The organism is Kitasatospora sp. NPDC098663 (assembly GCF_044760075.1).
Lineage (GTDB): Bacteria > Actinomycetota > Actinomycetes > Streptomycetales > Streptomycetaceae > Kitasatospora.
Window position 1 is genome coordinate 26,806 of sequence record NZ_JBIWAP010000015.1, and the last position, 20,075, is coordinate 46,880.

Sequence of the window (20,075 nt, forward strand, 5' to 3'; positions counted from 1 at the left end):
ACGCCAGTTCACTGAATCTTCACATCGGTGCACCGGCCTCGGGACGTTCAGCGCAGTCTGTTCCCACCATCGAGCCGAAAGGGCCGGGTCCGTGACGCAGGCGTTCCAGTCCCCCGGCTTCGCCGCGCTGGCGGCCGACCGCGCGGTCGAGACGCGGCTCGTCGACGAGCGCTGGCAGGCGGTGGCCTGGGACCTGAGGACGGGCCGGCGCCGGGTGGTCACCGACCGGCCGGGGGGCGTCCATCTGAGCGAGATCGAGCCGGACGGCGACGCCGTCTGGTGGTTCGACGCCGACAACGCCGGGGAGGGGCGGTGGTGGCGCGAGCCGTTCACCGGCGGCGCGGGCGGCGAGGCGCTGCGCGACGTGCCGCGCGGGCGCACGTACGGCGTCGCCTTCGACCGGACGGGCGCCCTCGCCGCGGTGGTCGTCGGTGTCGACGGCGCCTCGCACTGCTACGTCGGACCGCCCGCGGGCGAGGCCCGGCTGATCGGTTCGGCGCCGGGGTACCTGAGCCTGGCCGACCTGTCGCCGGACGGTCGGCTGCTCGCCCTCGGCGGGCGGCCCGACGGGGACGACTCGGTGGTCCTGTGGCCGACGGGCGCTCAGGCGAACGATCAGGCGGGCGCGCAGGCAGTCGCTCAGGCAGACGCCCAGGCGGACGGTCCGCTGCGGATCGCCGGGGACCGCCGACTGCGGCTCTGGCCGATCGAGTTCAACCCGCTCGCCGCACTCGAACCGGAGCTGCTGCTGGTGGTCGAGGAGGACGACCGGTACACCGTCGCGACCTGGCGGGCCGGCACGGGGCTGCGCAGGTACCCGGGGCTGTCGTTCGACTCGCAGATATCGGCCGGCTGGTACCAGGGCCCGCGCGAGGTGCTGATCCAGCACGAGCGGGCCGGACGGAGCCGACTGCTCCTCGCCGACCTCGACCTGCCGGAGGGGCAGCGGGCGACGCAGCAGGGGGCGACGCAGCAGCGGGCGACGCAGCAGGGGGCGACGCAGCAGCCGGCCGCACAGCAGGGACCGGCCGAACAGGCCCCGCCCGTCCGGGAGATCAGCACGCCCGGCGGCACGATCCACGACCTGTCCTGCGCTCCGGACGGCACCTTGCACTGCGTCTGGAGCCGGGAGTCGACACCGCCCCGCCCGCTGGTACTGCGCCCCGGCACGGAGGCCGCACACCACCCCGGACAGGGCCTCGATCCGGACCAGGGCGGCACCTCCCGCAGCCGGCGCTGGACGCCCAGGCCGTACGGGCGGATCCACAGCTTCGTCAGCACCCCGGTCGGCGAGGGCCCGTGGCCGACCCTCTTCCTGGTCCACGGCGGCCCCGCCACCCACGACCGCGACTCCTACGACCCGCGGGTGAACGCCCTGGTCGGCCGTGGCTACGCGGTGGTGCGCACCAACTACCGCGGCTCCACCGGCTACGGCGCCCGCTGGCAGCACGAGTACGGCCACCGGGTGGGGCTGGCGCAGATCGAGGACCTGGCCGCCGTCCGCGCGGAGCTGGTCGCCGACGGCACGGCGCTAGCGGAGCGCACCGGCCTGTGCGGATTCTCGTGGGGCGGCTACCTGACCCTGCTCGCGCTGGGCGCGCAGCCGGAGTTGTGGTCACTCGGCATGGCCGCTCAGCCGATCGCGGACTACCCCGCCGCCTACCGAACCACCACCCCCGCGCTGCGCGAGCTCGATCGGCAGCTCTTCGGCGGGACCCCGGACGAGGTTCCGGAGCGCTACCGCGCGGCCGACCCGCGATCCTACGTGCACCAGGTCCGCTCGCCCGTCCTGCTGGTCGCCTCGCGGACCGACGAGCGGTGCCCACCCGACCAGGTCGCCAGGTACGCCGAGGACCTGCGCCGGCTGGCGGTGCCGCACGAGCTGCTCTGGGTGGACGGCGGCCACTACAGCCGCCGGACCGCCGACCACCGATCGGTGCTGGCCACGATGGTCCGGTTCGCCGAGCACGCCTGGCCGGCACCGCTCCCCCTGCCACCCCGGGGCGACCGCCCCGGGGTACCCGCCGAACTGGTGGAAGGAGGTGAACAGCCATGAAGCGACGCAGCATTCAGAACGACCCGATCAGCACCCCGGAGCGTGACCGGGGCGCCGTGGTGGTCCAGGCCTTCGCGCTCGACATCACCAAGGCCGCAGTGGTCGCGCCCGCCCTCAAGGGGCAGCCGAAGCCGAAGGCGGAGACCAAGGGCAAGTGATTCACCGTCGCTCCGGGGCGCCTGGGTGCCCCGGAGCGACACCTCATCGACCGCCGGCGGACAACAGAAGTGGCCACCATGCGTATCGTCCTGCTGCACATGCCCTGGGGCGCGATCGACGTGCCGTCGCTGGCGCTCGGGATCATGCACACCGCCGCCGCACGCGCCGACCACCAGGTCGAAGTGCGGTACGCCAACCTGGACTTCGTGGACTGGGCCGCCGAGACCGCGGGTTTCGGCGTGGACGACTACCAGTACTTCTCCGAGAAGTCCTACTTCCAGGGCGCGGGCGACTGGGCGTTCGCCGGCGCGCTGTACGGCGACGACGGCCCGGCACCCGGCATCGGCACCCGCGTCGACGGCGCGGACAGCGAAATCGACGACGGCGAGGGCGAGTTCGCGGCCTACTTCGAGTACCTGGCCACCAGCGGCGCGAGCGAGCAGGAGATCGCACTGACGCGGGCCACCCGCGCGATCGCCCCCGCGTTCATCGCCCGGCTGGTCGACGAACTCGCCGCCGACCCACCGGACCTGGTCGGCTTCACCACCACCTTCCAGCAGAACACGGCGAGCCTCGCCGCCGCGAGGCTGCTCAAGCAGCGCTGCCCGCAGGTGCGCACGGTGTTCGGCGGCGCGAACTGCGACGGTCCGCAGGGCGCCGCGCTGCACCGCAACTTCCCCTTCCTGGACTACGTGGTGCGAGGCGAGGGCGAGGCCGCCTTCCCCGCGCTCCTGGAAGGCGGCGACCTCTCCGCCGTCCCCGGGCTGTGCTGGCGCGACGACTCCGGGAAGTCGACGGCCAACGAGATGACGAGGCGCCCGCTGCCGCCCGCGGCGATCCTGGCGCCCCGCTACGACGGCTTCTACCAGCGGCTCGACGCCTCCGTCGCGGCCGGCTGGGTCGATCCCAAGCTGGTCGTCGAGGGCTCCCGGGGCTGCTGGTGGGGCGAGAAGCACCACTGCACCTTCTGCGGGCTCAACGGCTCCTCGATGGAGTTCCGCTCCAAGCCGCCGACCGACTTCCTCGCCGAAGTGCTCACGCTCGCCGAACGCCACCAGCTGTTGGACGTCTACGTGGTCGACAACATCCTGGACATGGGCTACTTCGACACCGTCCTCAAGTCGCTCGCCGAACTCCCGGTCGATCTGCGGCTGCACTTCGAGATCAAGGCCAACCTTCGCCGCCACCAGTTCCAGCTCCTCGGCGACTCGGGCGCGGCCCAGGTGCAGCCCGGCATCGAGAGCCTGAGCACCCGGGTCCTGCGGATCATGGACAAGGGGGTGACGGGCTGCCAGAACGTCCGCGCGCTGCGGGACGCGCAGAGCGCCGGAGTGTCGGTCAGCTGGAACTACCTCTACGGCTTCCCGGGCGAGCAGCCGGCCGACTACGAATCGGTGATCCGCCAACTGCCCGTGCTGCACCACCTGGACCCGCCGACCGGAGCGGGCCGGATCGCGATCGAGCGGTTCAGCCCGTACTTCGACCGCCCCGAGCTGGGCTTCGCGATCACCCGGCCGGCCTTCCAGTACGGCGCGACCTACCGCCTGCCGCAGAGCGAACTGGCCGAACTGGCCTACGTGTTCAGCGCGCCGCCGCGCGGGATCGGCGGCGACCTGGCGGAGCGGCTGAGCGCGGCGGTGGACACCTGGATCGAGCGGTTCCCCGACAGCCGGCTCAGCTACCGGGACGCGGGCGGACGGATCGCGCTCGTCAACACCCGACCCGGGTACGACTGGCGGGTGGTCGAGCTGACCGATCCGGTGGAGCTCGCCGCCTTCCGGCTGCTGAACCAGCCCCGCTCGACCGCCGCGCTGGCCGCCAAGGTGCCCGGCGGCGCGGCCGCGGTCGAGCCGGTGCTGGAGCGCTTCACCGCGCTCGGTCTGCTGTTCCACGACGGGGACAGCTTCCTCCAGGTCGCCGTCGAGTCCGACAACCAGGTGCTGATGCGGATGCGGCACCGGCACGGCCCCGCCGCCGCCCGCCCTGACGCCGAGGAGGTGCTCGATGCCGTCACGATCGGCTGAACGGACCGATGCCGGAAGGGCTCTTGGGGGAAGGGCCGTTGCGGGAGGGACCGATGCCGCCTCCTGGCGCGCGGCCGGCCCGCAGGTCGAGCTCTGGCTCGACTACGACCCCGCCGCCAGGGCGTTGCCGGGCTTCGCGCTCGGTCACCGCACCCTGCTCGGCCCGGCGGAGGCGGAAGTCACCGAACTGCACCGCGCCGGGGTCCGCTGCCTGCGGCTGACCGAACCGGTGCGGCTCTGCGCGGACGCGCCGGCCGCCTCCGCGCGGGCGCTGATGCTGCTGCGCGAGGCGACCGGGCAGGGGCTGGCCGTGCTCTGGCAGGCCGACTGCACGGACGGCTGCGCGGCGCAGCGCCGGTTCCACCACCTGTACCCGCCCGAGCGGTTGACCGGCGGCCCCGAGGCCGTCGTCGCCGACTGGCGCGCCACGTACTACCCGAGCAAGTGCGTCTTCCGGCGCGGCCCCGGCTTCGTCGAGGTGCGCGACCGCCGGTTCGGGACGCTGGAGCTGTTCACCATCGACGAGCCGGGCCACCTGGCGCAGGTCGAGGCGCTGGCCGAGGGCGTCGAGGTCGGCCGGCTGCCGGACGCCGTCCACCGGGACTTCGCCGCGGCCGGCCTGATCGCCGAACAGGCCGGCCGCGCCTGGTTCCTGCCCATGCGGGTGCGCCGCTGGCCCTTCCCGTCGCTGACCGTGTAGTTGCCGGAGTTCGAGCCCGAGGAGTGATCCATGACCACCGCGGTCGACGACGCCGCCGCGCGGATGTCCGCCTTCATCCGCGACCCCTACCCCACGCTCGCCCGGATCCGCGAGGCCGGCGCGGTCTCCGTCGTGGAGTTCGGCGAAGGCCTGCCGGTCTACCTGGTGACGCGCTACCAGGACGTCCGGGCCGCGCTGATGGACCCGTGCTTCGGGCAGGACGTCCGCCGCAGCCAGGCCATCGCGAGCGGGCGGGGATCCGGCCTGACGCTCGGTTCGGAGGTGGTCCACATGCTCAACAGCGACCCGCCGGACCACACCCGGCTGCGCCGGCTGATCCAGGGCGTCTTCACCCGCCGGCGGGTCGATCTGATGCGACCGCTGGTCGAGCGCATCGCCGGCGGCCTGCTGGACGGGCTGCGCGGGCGGGAGACCGCCGACCTCGTGACGGACTTCGCCTTCCCGCTGCCGATCATGATCATCTGCGAGCTGCTGGGCTTCCCCCCGGAGGACATGCAGGCCTTCCGTACCTGGTCGACGGCGATCCTCACCCAGGGCGGCGACATGACCTTCGACCAGGCCACCGCCGAACTGAACGACTACCTGCGCGAGTTGATGACGGCCCGGCGGGCGTCGCCGCGCGCGGACATCCTGACCGACCTGGTGCAGGCCTGTGACGCCGGTGAACTCACCGAGCGGGAGGTGTTCTCGATGGTCTTCCTGCTGCTGATCGGCGGCCACGAGACCACCGTCAACCTGCTCGGCACCGCGACCCTGGCGCTGCTCCACCACCCCGACCAGCTCGCCTGGCTGCGCGCCAACCCGGCGGCGATGCCGGTCGCGATCGACGAGTTCCTGCGCTACGAGTCTCCGGTGAGCATGGCCACCCTGCGGTTCACGAACGCCGACGTGATGGTCGACGACGTGGAGATCCCGGCGGACGAACTGGTGCTGCTCTCGCTCGGCGCGGCCAACCGGGACCCGGCCCGCTTCACCGATCCCGATCGGCTGATCCTGGACCGGGGCGATCCGGGCCACCTGGCCTTCGGGCAGGGCCTGCACCGGTGCCTCGGCTCCTTCCTCGGCAAGCTGGAGAGCGAGGTGGCGCTGACCGGCCTGCTGGAGCGCTTCGCGCGGATCGAGCTGGCCGCCGCGGAGGAGACCCTGCCCTGGCGCAACACGATCATGCTGCGCGGCCTGGAGTCGCTGCCGGTCTCGCTCGATGGCTAGCGGCACGGGAGCAAGCGGAGCGGGGACGGACAGCGCGGGGACGAGCGGCGCGAGGACGAGCGGAGCGGGGACGGACAGCGCAGGGACGAGCGGCGCAGGGACGAGCGGCGCGGCGGGGCTGTCGCGGTTCCGCCCCCGGATCAGCGTCGCGCCCCTGCGCGCGCCGGGCTTCCGGCTGCTGGTGATCGGGCAGGGCACCTCGGAGTTCGGCAACGCGTTCCAGGTGGTCGCCCTGCCACTGCTGGTCTACTCCCTCGCCGGAGGCGCCCGCCAGCTGAGCCTGGTGGTCGCCGCCTACGGCGCGGGACGGCTGGCCGCCACCCCGCTCGGCGGAATGCTCGCCGACCGGTTCGGCGCCCGCCGGGTGATGCTGGCCGCCGACCTCGGCCGGCTGCTCGCCACCGCCGGGCTGTGCGCGATCGCCGCCGGCGGGGCGGCGAACTTCTGGCTGATCGGCGGACTCGCGCTGCTGGTCGGCGTCGGAGCAGGGGTGTTCCTGCCGGCCGCCTGGGCGATCACCCCGACCCTGCTGCCCGCCGAGGACCTGCACGCGGGCAACGCACTGAACAGTACGGTCACCTTCGGCGCCGGTCTGCTCGGTCCGGCGCTGGCCGGCCCGCTGGTCGCCTGGTTGAGCCCGGCCGCCGCGCTGGGCCTGGACGCGGCGACGTTCGCCGTCTCGGCGGCCACACTGCTACTGATCGGTCGCGGCAGCCTCGTCGCACCCCCCAGCCCGATCTCCGAACGTGCCTCCGTGCCGAAGAACTTCCGTGGCCTGCTGCGGGAGTCGCCGTTGCTGCGTGCGGTGCTGACGGTGACGGTGATCGCGAACCTGACGGTGGGCGGCGCCACCCGCGTCGCCCTGCCGACCCTGGCCACCCACGGCTTCGGCGCCGGAGCCGTCGGGCTCGGCCTGCTGCTGGCCGCGTTCACCGGCGGTGCGCTGGTCGGCGGCCTGTTCGCGGCCGGCCTCACAGAGGTGCGCTCGCGGGGCCGCACGGCGATGCTCTCCGGCCTGGTGATGGGCGCGGCGATAGGCCTGGTGCCGTTCACCGGCCTCGTCGGCGCCGTGCTGCTGCTCTGCCTGGCCGGTGGCGCCAGCACGGTGACCAACGTCCTGATCGTCACCGGCGTGCAGAAGAGCACCCCGCCCGCCTTGCTGGCCCGGGTCATGGCGGCCGTCACCTTCTGCGCGCTGGGAGTCTTCCCGATCTCGGTGATCGCGGCCGGCGCGGCGGTGGACGCCTTCGGGAGCCGGGGGGTGTTCGCGACGACCGGGCTCTGTCTGACGGGCGCGTTCGGGTACGCGCTGACCAGGCGTGAGATGCGCGAGCTGTGAGCGCCCAGCCGACCGCCGGGCCCGCCTCCGCCAGCGGGAGGCGGGAGGCGGGCCCGGACGGCGGCCCCGTCAGCGCAGGGTCGCGGTGACGACCGTCGCGTCCAGGTCCTCGCACCAGGCGTCGACGGCGTCGAGGCCGGCCGCGCGGACGACGGCCAGGGCCGCCGGGGTCTGCCGTTCGCTGGTCTCGAACAGCAGCGACCCGCCCGGGGCCAGCCAGTTCGGCGCCTCGGCGGCCACCCGGCGCAGCACGTCCAGACCGTCGGCGCCGCCGTCCAGCGCCGGCCGGGCCTCGTGCAGCCGGGCCTCCGTCGGCAGCAGCGCGATGTCGGCGCTGGGGACGTACGGGACGTTGGCGAGCAGGACGTCGATCCGGCCCCGCAGGGCGGCGGGCAGCGCGACGAACAGGTCGCCCTCGAAGACCGGGGCCCCGGGCCCGGTGAGGTTGCGCCGGGCGCAGCGGACGGCGACCGGGTCGACGTCGGCCGCGTAGAGCTCGACCGGGTGCGCGGCGGCGGCCGCCACGGCCGCGCCGAGGGCGCCGCTGCCGCAGCAGAGGTCGACGACCACGGCGCCCGGGGCCGTGAGTCCGGTGGCCGTGGCGGCCAGGAACTCGCTGCGACGGCGCGGCACGAACACGCCCGGGTCGACGGCGATCCGCAGCCCGGCGAACTCGGCCCAGCCGACGACGTGTTCCAGCGGCCGGCCCTCGGCCCGGGCCCGGACCATCACGGCCAGGTCGGCCGGTGTGGCGGCGGCGGAGAGCAGGACCCGCGCCTCGTCCTCGGCGAACACGCAACCGGCGGCACGCAGCCGGCCGACGACCGAGGAACGGAGAGCTGCGGAGGCAAAAACCGACAAGAGGACCCCTTGGGGGAATCGGGAGGAGGACGAACGACTCCGTCAGGGCTCCCGCAAGGGCCGGCACCGCGCCGACGCGTCCGCGCTACGCGCGCGACACGCCCGCACGGCCGCGCTCCGGGAGCACCCGCTCGGACATACCGGTAATGGGGCTCACCTCCTTGAGTCGCGGTCATACACGGCGTCGGCCACCCTACCGCACCCCCCGGCGCGGGCGATCAACTGGTCCTCCGGGCCCACGTCCTGCCCGGCTGTGCGGCTGTCCGCCCGCTTGGCCGGCCGGTCTAGCCGAGCTGCTCGGCGACCAGCGCGGCGAACTCCTCCGGGGTCATGACGGGCACTCCGAGCTCCTCCGCCTTGGCGCGCTTGGAGCCGGCCTTCTCGCCCGCGACGAGGAGGGTGGTGCGCTTGGACACCGAGGAGGAGGCCTTGCCGCCGGCGCGTTCGATCAGCTCGTTCATCGCGTTGCGGGAGAGCTCGGCGAGGGCTCCGGTCATGCTGCCGGTGACGACCACGCTCTGGCCTGCCAGCGGGCCCGCCGCGGTGTCGTCCGCGGCCGCCACGCCGCCGTCCGGGGCCTGGGCGGCGGGAGCCGTCGGCCCGGTCACCGCCGTGCCGACGCCCTGCGCCACCAGTCGGTCCAACAGCGGTGCCACGTCGGCGAGTTCGGCGACGATCACGGCGGCCTTCTCGACACCGATGCCGTCCACACCGGCCAGCGCCGCGGCGTCGGCGGCGCGGATCGCGGCCATGCTGCCGAAGTGCGCGGCGAGTCGGCGGGACATCGTCCGGCCGGTGCCGCGGATGCCGAGGGCGCAGAACACCCGGTTCAGCGGGCGGCTACGGGCGGTCTCGATGGCGGCGAGCAGGTTGTCGGCGCTGGTGTCGCCCATCCGCTCCAGCGTGAGCAGTTGCTCCCGGGTGAGGGTGAACAGGTCGGCGAGGTCGCCGACCAGCCCGGCCTCGACCAGTTGGACGGCGCGGGTGCCGCCGAGGCCCTCGATGTCGAGCTGGTCGCGCCCGGCCGCGTAGATCACCGAGGCGACCACCTGGCAGGCCCGGCCGCGCACGCAGCGCCAGCGCTGCTCGGAGGTGTCGATGGCGTCGCCGCAGCGCGGGCAGACCTCGGGGAAGGCGATCGGCTGCTCGGCGCCGGTGCGCTGGTCGACCAGCGGCGCCTCGACCCGCGGGATCACGTCGCCGGCCCGGTAGACGAACACCTGGTCGCCGATCATCAGCCCGCGGCGCCCGATGTCGGCCGGGTTGTGCAGGGTCGCGTAGGTGACGGTGACGCCGTCGATCACCACCGGTTCGAGGACGGCCCGGGGCGCGATGATCCCGGTGCGGCCGACGTTCCACTCGACGCCGAGCAGCCTGGTGACCTTGTGCTGCGCCGCCAGCTTGCGGGCCACCGCCCAGCGCGGCGCGCGGGAGCCCGAGCCGGCCGCCTCCTGGTCGGCCACCGCGTCCGCCTTCACCACCACGCCGTCGATCCCGAAGGGCAGCGCGGCGCGCAGGCCGGCGATCTCGTCGATCCGCTGCTGTGCCTCGGCGAGGGTCGCGCAGCGGTGCGGCGCGGCGTCGGTGCTGGCGGCGGTGTTGGCGCCGAGGACGGCGAGCCGGGCGAGCAGGTCGGCGTGGTCGAGGCCGGGCAGGCCGAGGGCGTCGTAGGCGAAGAAGGTGAGTTCGACGCGGTAGGCGCGGTCCTTGGCGCGCAGGGTGCCGGCCGCGCCGCTGCGCGGGTGGGCGAAGGGGGTGGCGCCGTGCGCGGTGCGGACGGCGTTGGCCTGCTCGAACTGCTCGTGGGTGAGCAGCACCTCGCCGCGCAGCTCGACGTCGACCGGTTCGGCGAGCCGGGCGGGCAGGCCGAGCACGGCGTCGGCGGCGGCGGTGATGTCCTCCCCCGCCAGGCCGTCGCCCCTGGTCAGCACCTGGGTGAGTCGGCCGGCCCGGTAGCGGGCGGCGACGGCGAGGCCGTCGAGCTTCGGTTCGACGCACCAGGCGGCGACCGGCCGGCCGAGCCGGCGCTCCAGGCCGGCCGCCCAGGACTCCAGCTCCTCGGCCGAGAAGACGTTGTCGAGGGAGAGCATCGGCGCGCTGTGCGGGACGTCGCCGACCGCCGCGCCGCCGGCCACCTTGCCGGTGGGCGACTCGGGCAGCGCCTCGTCCGGGTGCTCGTGCTCGTAGGCCTCGATCGCCCGCACCAGGGCGTCGTACTCGTCGTCGCCGAGCGGGGCGGAGCCGTCGGCGTAGTACGCGGCGGCGGCCCGCACGGCGGCGGCGACGGCGACGGCGTAGGCCTGCGGGGAGGCCAGGGCGGCAGGGGAGGCCAGGGCGGCTGCGTCCTTCATACCGCCATCATGGCGAGCCGCACTGACATTCGGCCCGCTCGAACGCGGCTCGCACGGACCGCGCCCGGGGGTGCGGCCCGCAACGGCCAGGGATGTCGGCCAGGACCGTCGGCGTGGGCGCCGGCCGAGGACGCCGGCCCGGTCAGTCCGACTGGCGCCGGGTGCGCCGGGCGTAGGCGCGGGCCGCGCGGGCGCGGTCGCCGCAGCGGGTGGAGCACCAGTGGCGCCGGCCGTGCCGGAGGAGGTACCGGGTGCACGGGGTGGAGCCGCAGGCGGTGAGGCGGGCGGCTTCGGGCCCGGTGAGCAGGTCGGCGGCGTCGGCGGCGAGGGTGGCCAGGGCGTGGTCGACGATCTCGGTGGTGGGGTGGGGGGCCGCGCGGTAGGGGCCGCTGCCGTCGTCCCACCGCAGCAGCCGGGCCGTGGGCAGCCGGGTCAGGGCGTCGTTGACGGCGGCCAGGGCGGAGGGGGGTGCGGGCAGCTCCGCGACGCGGGCGGCGAACAGCGTCCTGACCTGTTCGCGCATCGAGCGCACCTGCGCCGTGCACATCTCCCGGAGGCCCGCGTCGGCCGGGGCGAGGCCGTGCTCCAGGAGCCACTGACCGGCGGCGGCCGGCGTGCCGAGGCGGTCGAGGACGTGTCCGCCGGGCAGCGTGACGGCGCTGTTGACCAGGGCGAGCGAGGGGTACTGCTGCTCGCCCGGCGCGGGTGGCACGGCGGTCTCGTCGGTGGCGGTGTCCGCGGCGTCCGTCATGAGTCTCATGGTAGCGCTTGCGCTCATCCGTGAGAACCGGCTAGCTTTTCTCACGGATAAACCGCTCTCAACCGTGAGGTGTGCTTCACCATGGCTTCTTCCGACACGACCGTCGAGCAGTTCCCCGTCCGCCTCTTCGGCGGCCCGACCGCCCTCTTCGAGTACGGAGGCCTGCGCTTCCTCACCGACCCGACCTTCGACGGCCCGGGCGACTACCAGCGGCCGGGCGGCCCGCTCCTCACCAAGACCGCGCCCGCCTCCGGGAGCCCCGCCGACGCCGGCCGCGTCGACGTCGTCCTGCTCTCCCACGACGAGCACCCCGACAACCTCGACCACTCCGGCCGGGCCCTGCTGGCCGACGTCCCGCTCACCCTCACCACCCCCGGCGGCGGCCTGCGCCTCGGCGGCACGGCCCGGGGGCTGGCCGACTGGGAGTCGGTCACGCTGGACCGCCCCGGCGGCGGCACCGTCACCGTGACCGGCGTGCCCGCCCTCCACGGACCCGGGGCCCGCGAGGAGGTGGAGGCCGCCACCGGCCAGGTCGTCGGCTTCGTCCTGACCGGGGACGGGCTGCCCACCGTCTACGTCAGCGGGGACAACGCCTCCCTCCCCGCCGTCGGGGAGATCGCCGAACGCTTCGCCCCCGTGGACACCGCGATCCTCTTCGCCGGGGCTCCCCGCTTCGCCGCCCTCTTCGACGGCGCGCCCATCGTCCTGGACAGCGCCCAGGCCGCCGAGGCCACCGCGATCCTCGACGCCCGCCGGGTCGTCCTCGTCCACCACGACAGCTGGGCCCACTTCACCGAGGACCGCGACGACCTGGTGGCCGCCTTCACGGCCGCCGGCCTGGCGGAGCGCCTCCACACGGCGTGACCGGACCGGGACGGGGCGCGCCGCACGAGGCGCCCCGCCCGTCCGCCCTGCCCGCCCCTGAACCACCCGCTCAACCTGGCAGCGACGTCAGCGGCCTGGTCCGGTAGGCGCCGGAGGAGCCCGGGGGGACGAGGCAGGGCAGCAGCCACTCCCACAGGGCGCCGACCCGGCGGGCGCGCTCCTCGCCCGGGCAGCCGTCGCCGAAGACGACCTCCAGCCCGCAGGCGGCCGCCACCACCAGGGTCTCCGGGCCGGGATCTCCCGACCGGTCGCGCAGCTCGCCGGCGCGCCGGGCGCCGGTCAGCAACTCCCGGACGACACCGGCCCAGACGCCGTGGAAGCCCCGCACGCCCGCGACCGGCACGCCGGGGGCGGACGCGGCGGGAGCGAACGCGGCGGTCCTCGACTGCCAGCCGCCCTCCCGGCCGAGGCGGAACGCCGCCCGGACCACCGCGTCCGACCCCAGGGCGTCGACCAGCCAGTAGCCCACGTCGATCAGCGTCTGCAGGGGGGAGGAGGTGGCCCGCAGACCTCCGCAGGCGCCCCGCAGCGAGCGCTCGGCCCGCTGGAACACCGCCTGCGCCAGCTCCTCCTTGGACGCGAAGTGGAAGTAGAGCGCACCCTTCGTCACTCCAGCGGCACCGGCGATCTCGCCGAGCGTGGCCCCCGCATAGCCGCAGCGGTCGAACAGCACCGCCCCCGCCTCGACCAGCCGTCCGCGTGTCCGCTCCGACCTCTCCTGCACCACCCGACCCACACCCCTCACCACGACGAGCACGTTCCAACCACATACGAGCAGCGCCCCGGCCGCGACGACGCCTTCCGCGCGTCCTCAGCCGACCCGGGTGAACCGGGCCGCGGACGCCTCCGGCGACGCGGTCGCGGCCGCCTCGCGCTCCGAACGCTCCGAACGCTCCGAACGCTCGGGGCGCTCCGGGCCGGCGAGCAGGATGGAGCGCTGGAGCCGCCGCAGTCCGGCGGACGGCTCCATGCCCAACTCCCTTACCAGGGTGTTGCGCAGGCGCTGGTAGGCCTCCAGCGCCTCGCCCCGCCGGCCGGAGCGGTGCAGGGCGATCATGTACTGGCCGTGCAGGCTCTCGTGGGTGCGGTAGCGGTCGACCAGGACGGTGAGTTCGGCGAGCAGGACGCGGTGGCGGCCCAGCCGCAGGTCGGCCTCGATCCGCTGGTCCAGCGCGCAGAGCCGGGTCTCCTCCAACCGCCTGGCCTCGACGGCGAGTTGGCCGCCGGCCGGGACGTCGGCGAAGGCCGGACCGCGCCACAGGCCGAGCGCCTCGCCGAGCATCCGGGCGGCCAGCGGGTGGTCGTCGCCGTCCATGGCCCGGTAGCCCATGCCGGCCAGGCGCTCGAACTCCCGGACGTCCGTCAACCCGCCGCCGCTGTTCAGCATGTAGCCGCCCGGCGAGGTCACCAGTACGTCCTTGGCGCAGGAGACCCCGGCCGCCGGGCCGACCTGCCCGAGTGCCCGGTCGATCATGTCGCGCAGCTGCAGCACGTACGTCTGCACCGTCGTGCGCGCGCTGCGCGGCGGGCGACCCGACCACAGCTCCTCGGCCAGCACCCCGGCCGACACCACCTGGTCGGCCCGTAGGGCCAGCAGCCCCAGCACCTGACGCGGTTTCGGCGCCGATGGCACCACCGACACCCCGCACACCCGGACGTCCAACGCCCCGAGCACCCGAATTTCCACGATGACCACCCCAATCACACGGAACGCCGCAGGCCGATCCGCCGCGGCCGGCACCCGGGTCGACACCCCTAGGGCGACTGTCACCAGTCAAAAACAGGACGCGCGGTTTGTCAATACAAAACCGAACGTGCTGTTTGTTTCTTGGGACGGGCCGGCACCCTCGGACAGATGGGCGCGGCGGCCACCCTGCGCCACGAACCGGCCACCGCACGCAGCGGAGTGCGGGCAAACCGAAGGCGGCGTCGGACCCCCGTGGATCCCGCGCCGCCACCAATTCGCCCGCACTCCGCGCCCGCCGCCAGGCCGCCGTCAGGCCGCTGACCGCCGGCCGACCACCGCCCGGACGCCCCCGCGAGCAGGGGGCCACCGAGCCCTGGTCAACTCCATACCGGCCGAAGCGATTTCCAGCCGGGGCCGGACCGTCAGCCCACACCGACCTCGTCCGCGACCGGCCGGGCCGCCGACCGCGCCCCGCCCTGCGCCCCGGCGCCCTCCGCCGCCGCGCGGGCGGCCGCCACCTCGGCAGCCACCTGGGCACCGCGGTCCGGGCCCATCTGCAACGAGCCGAGCACACCCGGCACCGCGATGCTCGGCATCAGGTGCTGGAACAGCCCGGCGGCCCGCCGCTCCAAGTCCGCGCGCCCGGAGAGCTTCTGCGACTGGATCTGCACGCCCGTCCACGCCGCCGTGACCAGCCACGCGGTGTCGGCCGGGACGACGTGCGGCAGCAGTTCACCCCGCTCCCCGGCCGCGACCAGCAGCGCCTCCAGCCGACTGATCCAGCCGGGGATCGCGCCGCCGCCGAGGTCGTCGAAGACATCCTGGCCCAGCGAGAGCCGGGCCCCCGCACTCAGCAGTGGATCACGTGGCATCAGATACGCCACCACCATCCCGGTGTCCACGAACTCCTGGAGTTTGCAGACCCGTTCGGGCACACCGTCCTGGACGAACTGCTCCTCGACGACGCCCTGGGCCAGATCCCGCTTGGAGGCGAAATGGAAATACACCGCACCACGCGTCACACCGGCCCGCGCGACCACCTCGCCGATGGTGGCACCCTCGTAGCCGAACTCGTCGAAGACCGACGCCGCCGCCTCCAGGATCAGCCGACGCGTCCGGACCGCCCGCTCCTGCCGAACCACCGCAACCACCCCACCCAGAGCTCCCGGAAAACAAAACCAAACACCCCGTATCTTAGCTACCGGTGGCCTACGGACGACAAGATGATGTCGGGGAATCGCCTCAAACGCTCCTCCCCTCCCACCCGCATGCTCCGCATTTTGCCTACGGACCGCCGTTCCTTCGCCGGACGATCGAAAGCGGCACCGGCGCCACACATCACGCACCCGAGAGAAAACCGAACGATCGGTTTCCTCATTCGGACACCCGGGGACCGGAAGGCGTCACGGCAGGACGGCCACCGCCTCCACCTCCACCAGCTGGCTGTCGTAGCCGAGCACCGACACCCCCAGCAGCGTGCTGGGGGCGTCGTGCTCCCCCATGTAGGCGCGGTACACGTCCCAGACCGCGACCAGGTCCGCCTGGTCGGCGGAGGCCACGTACACCGTCGTCCGGGCGACGTCGGTCAGCCCGGCGCCGGCGTCCTCCAGCGCGGTTATCAGGTTCCGCATCACCTGGTGCGCCTGGCCCGCGTAGTCGCCGACGGCGACCGTCCGCCCCTCGGCGTCGAGCGGGCAGGCGCCGGCGAGCCAGAGCGAACGGGCCGGGGCGTCGACCAGGGCCGCGTAGGCGTAGTCGACGGCCGGGGTGAGGCGGGAGCTGCGGATCAGCTTGACGGTGCTGCTCAAGGGGCACTCCGAAGGGTCGTGGCCAAACGTTCGCGCCCATCGTTGGCCTCTTCTGAACGACCGTCAAACCATTTACCAGCGCAGCCCCGTCCGCCACAGGCCCGTCGCGTCCACGATTCACCGTTGCGGGTGATGGCGGGCCGACCCGCCCGGCCGGAATCCTGGTGGCCGTCACCCGCGCGGGTCGTCGACGCCGCGCCGACAGCAGGAGGTCACCCATGGAATCCCGACCGCCGTACCGCGACGAGGCCTCCGGGGTCCGCCGGCGCCGGATGCTGGGCCTGGCACTCGGGGCGGGGCTCGTCCCGGCCCTCGCCCCGACCGCGACGGCGACCGCGACAACCCGGTCGGACACCCCGGCGTCCGCGGCCGGCGCCCTGGGCCGCCGGGTCGCCGAGGTGGCCACCGCCCAGCTCGGCGTGCCGTACGCCTGGGGCGGCGGCGACCGGCTGGGGGCGAGCCTCGGCTTCTGCGACGACGAGAACGGCTACCTGGACGGCGTCTGCATGGGCGAGACCACGGTCGGCTTCGACTGCAGCGGCCTGTCCCTCTACTGCTGGTACCGGGCCAGCCACGGCACGGTCGAGCTCGGGCACTACACCGTCGCCCAGTTCCACCGCGGCGCCCCGGTGGAGCGTGACGCCCTCGCCCCGGGCGACCTGCTGTTCTTCTCCCGCCCGGACGCGCCGCTGCACCACGTCGGGATCCACGTCGGCGACGGCGCGATGATCCACGCCGAGCGCACCGGGACGCTGGTCGCCCGGGTCGAGCACGCCCTCGACGTCCCGCGCTGGGCGGGCGAGTTCGCCGGTGCCCGCCGCCCCGGGCCGGCCGGCTGAGCGGGCCTCAGAGGCCGCGCCGCTCCCCCGGCCCCTGCTGGCCCTGGTGGACGCGCAGCAGCAGGCCGTGCAGCAGCTGCCGCTCCCGCGCGTCCAGCGGCGCCAGCACCTCGTCCTGCACCGCGCGCGCCCGGGCGTCCAGCTCCGCGAGCAGCGCCCGCCCGGCGCCGGTGACCGAGACCGAGACCCGCCGCCGGTCCGCCGGGTCGCGGACGCGCTCGACGTATCCGGCGGCGGCCAGCTGGTCGGCGACCTTGGCGAGGTCGCTCGGGTCGATGCCCAGCCGCTGGACCAGGTCCCGCTGGGCGTGCGGCCCGAAGTCGGCGAGCGCGGCCAGCACGGCCATGTCCCAGAGCCGGAGGCCGTGTTCGGCGAGCTGCTCGGCGAGGCGGCCCCGTGCCGTCCGGCCGATCCGGGAGAGCAGGTAGGTACTGAGGTCGAGCAGCGTCGGCGGCAGAGAGGAAGCGGACAGCGGGAGTTCGGCGAGCGGGGGTTCGGGGAGCGGGGGTTCGAGGGCCATGGCGCCAGTCTAGGGTCCGCCCCTATAGTGGGTGCCGACCCACTAATATTCGACCGATCCGACCCGCTGAATCCTCGATCCCGGGAGCTTCGACCGTGGACGCCCTGTACCCCCGCCTGCTCGTGACCCGTTTCGCCGAGTGCTTCGGGTTCTACCGGGCGGTCCTGCCGCCCCTCACCGGCGCCGCCCTGGTCAAGGGCACCCCCGAAGGCCCCTACGCCAACTGGGACGTCGACGGGCAGGCCGTCCTGGTGCTCTTCGACCGCGCCGCGATGGCCGCCGCCCTGGGCACCGCCGGCCTGCCCGAACGCCCGGCCGCCCCCGCCCAGGACGCCGCGATGCTGGTCCTCCGGGTGGCCTCCGTGGACGACGCGTTCGCCCTCTGCCTGCGCCACGGCGCCACCCCGGTCGCCGGCCCGACCGACCGGCCCCAGTGGGGCCCGAACCTGCGCAACGCCCACCTGCGGGACCCGGACGGCCACCTGATCGAGCTCCAGTCCTACTGACCCGCCCCGCCCGGTCGGCGCGCGGGGTCGTCCGCCCAGAGGTCGGCGCTGCACGCCGCCACCAGCGCGCCGATCCTGGCCCACGCCTCCTCCGCGGGCAGCGGTTCGAGCCGGCGGCCGTCCCGCAGCCGCAGCGCGACCCGGTCGTCCACGGCCTCCTTGGCCCCGATCACGGCCTGGTACGGGACCAGGCGCGCCGCCCGGATCCGGGCGCCCAGGCTGCCGTGCTCGGGCCCGGCGACCTCGGCGCGCAACCCGAGGTCGAGGCAGCGCCGCCGGAGCCGCTCGGCCTGCGGCAGTTCGCCCTCGGAGACCGGCAGCAGCACCACCTGCGCCGGGGCCAGCCAGGCCGGGAAGGCGCCGCCGTACAGCTCGATGAGGTGGGCGACCACCCGCTCCACGCTGCCGATCGCGCTGCGGTGGACCATCACCGGCCGGTGTTTCGCGCCGTCCGGGCCGATGTAGTGCAGGCCGAAGCGCTCGGGCTGGTGGAAGTCGATCTGCACGGTGGAGAGGGTGAACTCGCGCCCGGCGCCGTCGGCGATCTGCACGTCGATCTTCGGCCCGTAGAAGGCGGCCTCGCCCGCTGCCGCCTCGAACGGCAGGCCTGAGCGTTCCAGCACGTCGGTGAGCAGCGCGGTGGCCCGCTCCCAGAGGGCCGGATCCGCCACGTACTTGCCGCCCGCGCCGGGCAGCGAGAGCCGGTAGCGGACCGGTTCGACACCGAGCGCGCGGTGTGCCGCGCGGATCAGCTCCAGTGCGGCGACGGCCTCCTCGGCGGCCTGCTCCGGGGTGCAGAACACGTGCGCGTCGTTCAGCTGGATCGCCCGGACCCTGGTCAGCCCACCCAGCACGCCGGACGGTTCGGAGCGGTACATGCCGCCCAACTCGGCCATCCGCAGTGGGAGTTCCCGGTAGCTGTGAGGTCGGGAGCGGTAGATCAGGGCGTGGTGCGGGCAGAGGCTCGGCCGGAGCACCATCTCCTCCGAGCCCAGTTCCATGGGTGGGAACATGTCGTCGCGGTAGTGCGCCCAGTGGCCGGAGATCTCGTACAGCTCGCGCTTGCCGAGCACCGGCGAGTACACGTGGCGGTAGCCGGCCCGCCGCTCGCGCTCGCGGATGAACTCCTCCAGGGTGTGCCGGATCGCGGCGCCGTCGGGCAGCCAGTAGGGCAGGCCGGAGCCCATCAGCGGGTCGGTGTCGAACAGGTCGAGTTCGCGGCCGAGCTTGCGGTGGTCGTGCGCAGGGCGGTCGTGTGCAGGGCGGTCGTGCGCGGCGTCGTCGTGCATGGGGTGGTCTCCACTCGGGTCTGCGGGCGAGTGGTCCGGAAACGGCGAAGCCCCGGGGCACTCGCCCCGGGGCTTCGGACTAGGTCAGCAGTCAGCGCACCGGGACTCTCTCCGGCGTCGTCGTGGCGAGTGCAGCGCGCTTCATGCGATCCACGATAACAGGGCACCGACCGCCGTGGTGATCTTTATCCGCGGCCGCTCAGAACAGGACGGCGCAGCCGCGCGCGTCGAGCGCGGCGAGCAGTCGCGGCGAGGGGCGCGCCTCGTTCCACCGCAGGTCCAGCTTCTCCAGTGCGGGCAGTTCGGCCAGCCAGTGCGGCAGTTCGGTGATCCGGTTGCCCCGCAGGTCGAGCCGGCGCAGCAGTGGCAGCCCGGCGAGCACCGGTGGCACCTCGGTGAGCGCGTTGTCGCGCAGTTCGAGTTCGCGCAGCGCGGTGAGGCCGCCGAAGGTGTCCGGCAGGGCGGTCAAGCCGTTCCCGCACAGCCAGAGTTCACGCAGCGCGGTCAGTTCGCCGAGGCGGTCGGGCAGCGCCGTGAGCCGGTTGCGCTGGGCACGCAGCTCGACCAGGGAGGTCATCTCGCCGATGGCGGCGGGGAGTTCGGTGAGCCGGTTGTCGCCGACGTTGAGGTAGCGCAGCGCGGTGAGGCGGCCGAGCGCGGCCGGCAGCGCGGTCAGCGCGTTGTCGTGCAGGTAGAGGAAGTCGGCGAGCCCGGTCAGCTCGCCCAGTTCGGCGGGCAGGGCGGTGAGCCGGTTGTGTCCGAGGTCGAGGGTGCGAAGCCGTCGCAACCTACCGACCTCGGGCGGCAGTTCGGTCAGGCCGGTCTCGGCGATGATGAGCACGGTCAGGTCGGTCCGGTCGCACACCTCGGCCGGCAGCGCGCCGAGGGGCCGGCGCCAGAGGTTCAGCGTCACGTCTGTCACGCCCGTCATTGTCCCGTCCGCGCGCCCGCTGCCGGCGGGTGGTCGTGACGACATGTGAACGGATCTGGCGCCTTCCTTCACTGCTCCGATACGTTCTGGATCACTCAGCGGTCAGCAGCCCCTCCGGGAGTCGTCATCA

At 74.2% G+C, this 20,075-nt stretch carries 19 protein-coding genes; 9 read left to right on the plus strand and 10 right to left on the minus strand.

The genetic code is table 11. The features are described 5' to 3' along the window. Positions 1 to 91 precede the first annotated feature (91 nt). The 6 genes from ACIQVZ_RS18275 to ACIQVZ_RS18300 all read left to right on the plus strand — a co-directional run bounded on the left by ACIQVZ_RS18275 (position 92) and on the right by ACIQVZ_RS18300 (position 7,508). Positions 92 to 2,056: an alpha/beta hydrolase family protein gene (locus ACIQVZ_RS18275; RefSeq protein WP_402451069.1), complete on the plus strand. Its 1,965-nt coding sequence runs from the start codon at positions 92 to 94 to the stop codon at positions 2,054 to 2,056. Further along, positions 2,053 to 2,214, plus strand: coding sequence for a hypothetical protein (locus ACIQVZ_RS18280; RefSeq protein ID WP_159398304.1), 162 nt, complete (start codon positions 2,053 to 2,055; stop codon positions 2,212 to 2,214). The genes ACIQVZ_RS18275 and ACIQVZ_RS18280 overlap by 4 nt, the downstream gene beginning before the upstream one ends. Before the next feature lie 78 nt (positions 2,215 to 2,292). Continuing rightward, positions 2,293 to 4,239, plus strand: coding sequence for a RiPP maturation radical SAM C-methyltransferase (locus ACIQVZ_RS18285; RefSeq protein ID WP_402451071.1), 1,947 nt, complete (start codon positions 2,293 to 2,295; stop codon positions 4,237 to 4,239). After that, positions 4,220 to 4,939 (plus strand): DUF5825 family protein, encoded by a 720-nt coding sequence (locus ACIQVZ_RS18290; protein ID WP_402451073.1) that lies wholly within the window; start codon positions 4,220 to 4,222, stop codon positions 4,937 to 4,939. The genes ACIQVZ_RS18285 and ACIQVZ_RS18290 overlap by 20 nt, the downstream gene beginning before the upstream one ends. A gap of 30 nt (positions 4,940 to 4,969) precedes the next feature. Next, positions 4,970 to 6,169 (plus strand): cytochrome P450, encoded by a 1,200-nt coding sequence (locus ACIQVZ_RS18295; RefSeq protein ID WP_402451075.1) that lies wholly within the window; start codon positions 4,970 to 4,972, stop codon positions 6,167 to 6,169. Then, a complete protein-coding gene (locus tag ACIQVZ_RS18300; protein WP_402451077.1) occupies positions 6,162 to 7,508 on the plus strand; it encodes an MFS transporter in 1,347 nt (448 codons plus the stop codon). Before ACIQVZ_RS18295 ends, ACIQVZ_RS18300 begins: the two co-directional genes overlap by 8 nt. 69 nt (positions 7,509 to 7,577) lie before the next feature. Here the strand turns inward: ACIQVZ_RS18300 and ACIQVZ_RS18305 are convergent, their stop codons facing one another. The 3 genes from ACIQVZ_RS18305 to ACIQVZ_RS18315 form a co-directional block, all read right to left on the minus strand. Next, the gene (locus ACIQVZ_RS18305; protein WP_402451079.1) at positions 7,578 to 8,369 is read right to left on the minus strand and encodes a putative protein N(5)-glutamine methyltransferase; all 792 of its coding nucleotides are present in this window, start codon (positions 8,367 to 8,369) and stop codon (positions 7,578 to 7,580) included. Between the two features lie 284 nt (positions 8,370 to 8,653). Then, positions 8,654 to 10,720 (minus strand): NAD-dependent DNA ligase LigA, encoded by a 2,067-nt coding sequence (gene ligA, locus ACIQVZ_RS18310; protein WP_402451081.1) that lies wholly within the window; start codon positions 10,718 to 10,720, stop codon positions 8,654 to 8,656. Between the two features lie 142 nt (positions 10,721 to 10,862). After that, on the minus strand, positions 10,863 to 11,480 hold the full coding sequence (locus ACIQVZ_RS18315) for a CGNR zinc finger domain-containing protein (RefSeq protein ID WP_402451084.1): 618 nt from the start codon (positions 11,478 to 11,480) through the stop codon (positions 10,863 to 10,865). An 81-nt stretch (positions 11,481 to 11,561) separates the two neighbouring features. Between ACIQVZ_RS18315 and ACIQVZ_RS18320 the strand changes: the two genes are divergently transcribed. Further along, complete coding sequence (locus ACIQVZ_RS18320; protein ID WP_350886283.1) at positions 11,562 to 12,344, plus strand: MBL fold metallo-hydrolase; 783 nt, start codon at positions 11,562 to 11,564, stop codon at positions 12,342 to 12,344. Positions 12,345 to 12,414: 70 nt separating this feature from the next. Here ACIQVZ_RS18320 and ACIQVZ_RS18325 read toward each other — a convergent pair whose 3' ends face one another. From ACIQVZ_RS18325 to ACIQVZ_RS18340, 4 genes are all read right to left on the minus strand, one after another. Continuing rightward, the gene (locus tag ACIQVZ_RS18325) at positions 12,415 to 13,092 is read right to left on the minus strand and encodes a ScbR family autoregulator-binding transcription factor (RefSeq protein WP_402451086.1); all 678 of its coding nucleotides are present in this window, start codon (positions 13,090 to 13,092) and stop codon (positions 12,415 to 12,417) included. An 84-nt stretch (positions 13,093 to 13,176) separates the two neighbouring features. Continuing rightward, a complete protein-coding gene (locus tag ACIQVZ_RS18330) occupies positions 13,177 to 14,052 on the minus strand; it encodes a BTAD domain-containing putative transcriptional regulator (RefSeq protein ID WP_402451087.1) in 876 nt (291 codons plus the stop codon). Between the two features lie 422 nt (positions 14,053 to 14,474). Further along, positions 14,475 to 15,194, minus strand: a complete 720-nt coding sequence (locus ACIQVZ_RS18335; RefSeq protein WP_402451089.1) for a ScbR family autoregulator-binding transcription factor — start codon at positions 15,192 to 15,194, stop codon at positions 14,475 to 14,477. Between the two features lie 261 nt (positions 15,195 to 15,455). Continuing rightward, positions 15,456 to 15,860, minus strand: coding sequence for a RidA family protein (locus ACIQVZ_RS18340; protein ID WP_402451092.1), 405 nt, complete (start codon positions 15,858 to 15,860; stop codon positions 15,456 to 15,458). Between the two features lie 218 nt (positions 15,861 to 16,078). On the opposite strand from ACIQVZ_RS18340, the gene ACIQVZ_RS18345 reads away from it, so the two are divergent. Continuing rightward, positions 16,079 to 16,699, plus strand: coding sequence for a C40 family peptidase (locus ACIQVZ_RS18345; RefSeq protein WP_402451093.1), 621 nt, complete (start codon positions 16,079 to 16,081; stop codon positions 16,697 to 16,699). A 7-nt stretch (positions 16,700 to 16,706) separates the two neighbouring features. On the opposite strand, the gene ACIQVZ_RS18350 is transcribed toward ACIQVZ_RS18345, so the two are convergent. Then, complete coding sequence (locus ACIQVZ_RS18350) at positions 16,707 to 17,219, minus strand: MarR family winged helix-turn-helix transcriptional regulator (protein ID WP_402451095.1); 513 nt, start codon at positions 17,217 to 17,219, stop codon at positions 16,707 to 16,709. A gap of 95 nt (positions 17,220 to 17,314) precedes the next feature. Here ACIQVZ_RS18350 and ACIQVZ_RS18355 point away from each other — a divergent pair, with 95 nt between their 5' ends. Beyond that, positions 17,315 to 17,725, plus strand: a complete 411-nt coding sequence (locus ACIQVZ_RS18355; RefSeq protein WP_402451097.1) for a VOC family protein — start codon at positions 17,315 to 17,317, stop codon at positions 17,723 to 17,725. Here ACIQVZ_RS18355 and thrS read toward each other — a convergent pair. Further along, positions 17,719 to 19,014 carry a threonine--tRNA ligase gene (gene thrS, locus ACIQVZ_RS18360; RefSeq protein ID WP_402451100.1) on the minus strand — a complete coding sequence of 432 codons (1,296 nt, stop codon included), beginning with the start codon at positions 19,012 to 19,014 and terminating at the stop codon, positions 17,719 to 17,721. The two genes, ACIQVZ_RS18355 and thrS, sit on opposite strands and share 7 nt — an antisense overlap. 199 nt (positions 19,015 to 19,213) lie before the next feature. Continuing rightward, a complete protein-coding gene (locus ACIQVZ_RS18365; RefSeq protein ID WP_402451103.1) occupies positions 19,214 to 19,936 on the minus strand; it encodes a leucine-rich repeat domain-containing protein in 723 nt (240 codons plus the stop codon). Positions 19,937 to 20,075 lie beyond the last annotated feature (139 nt).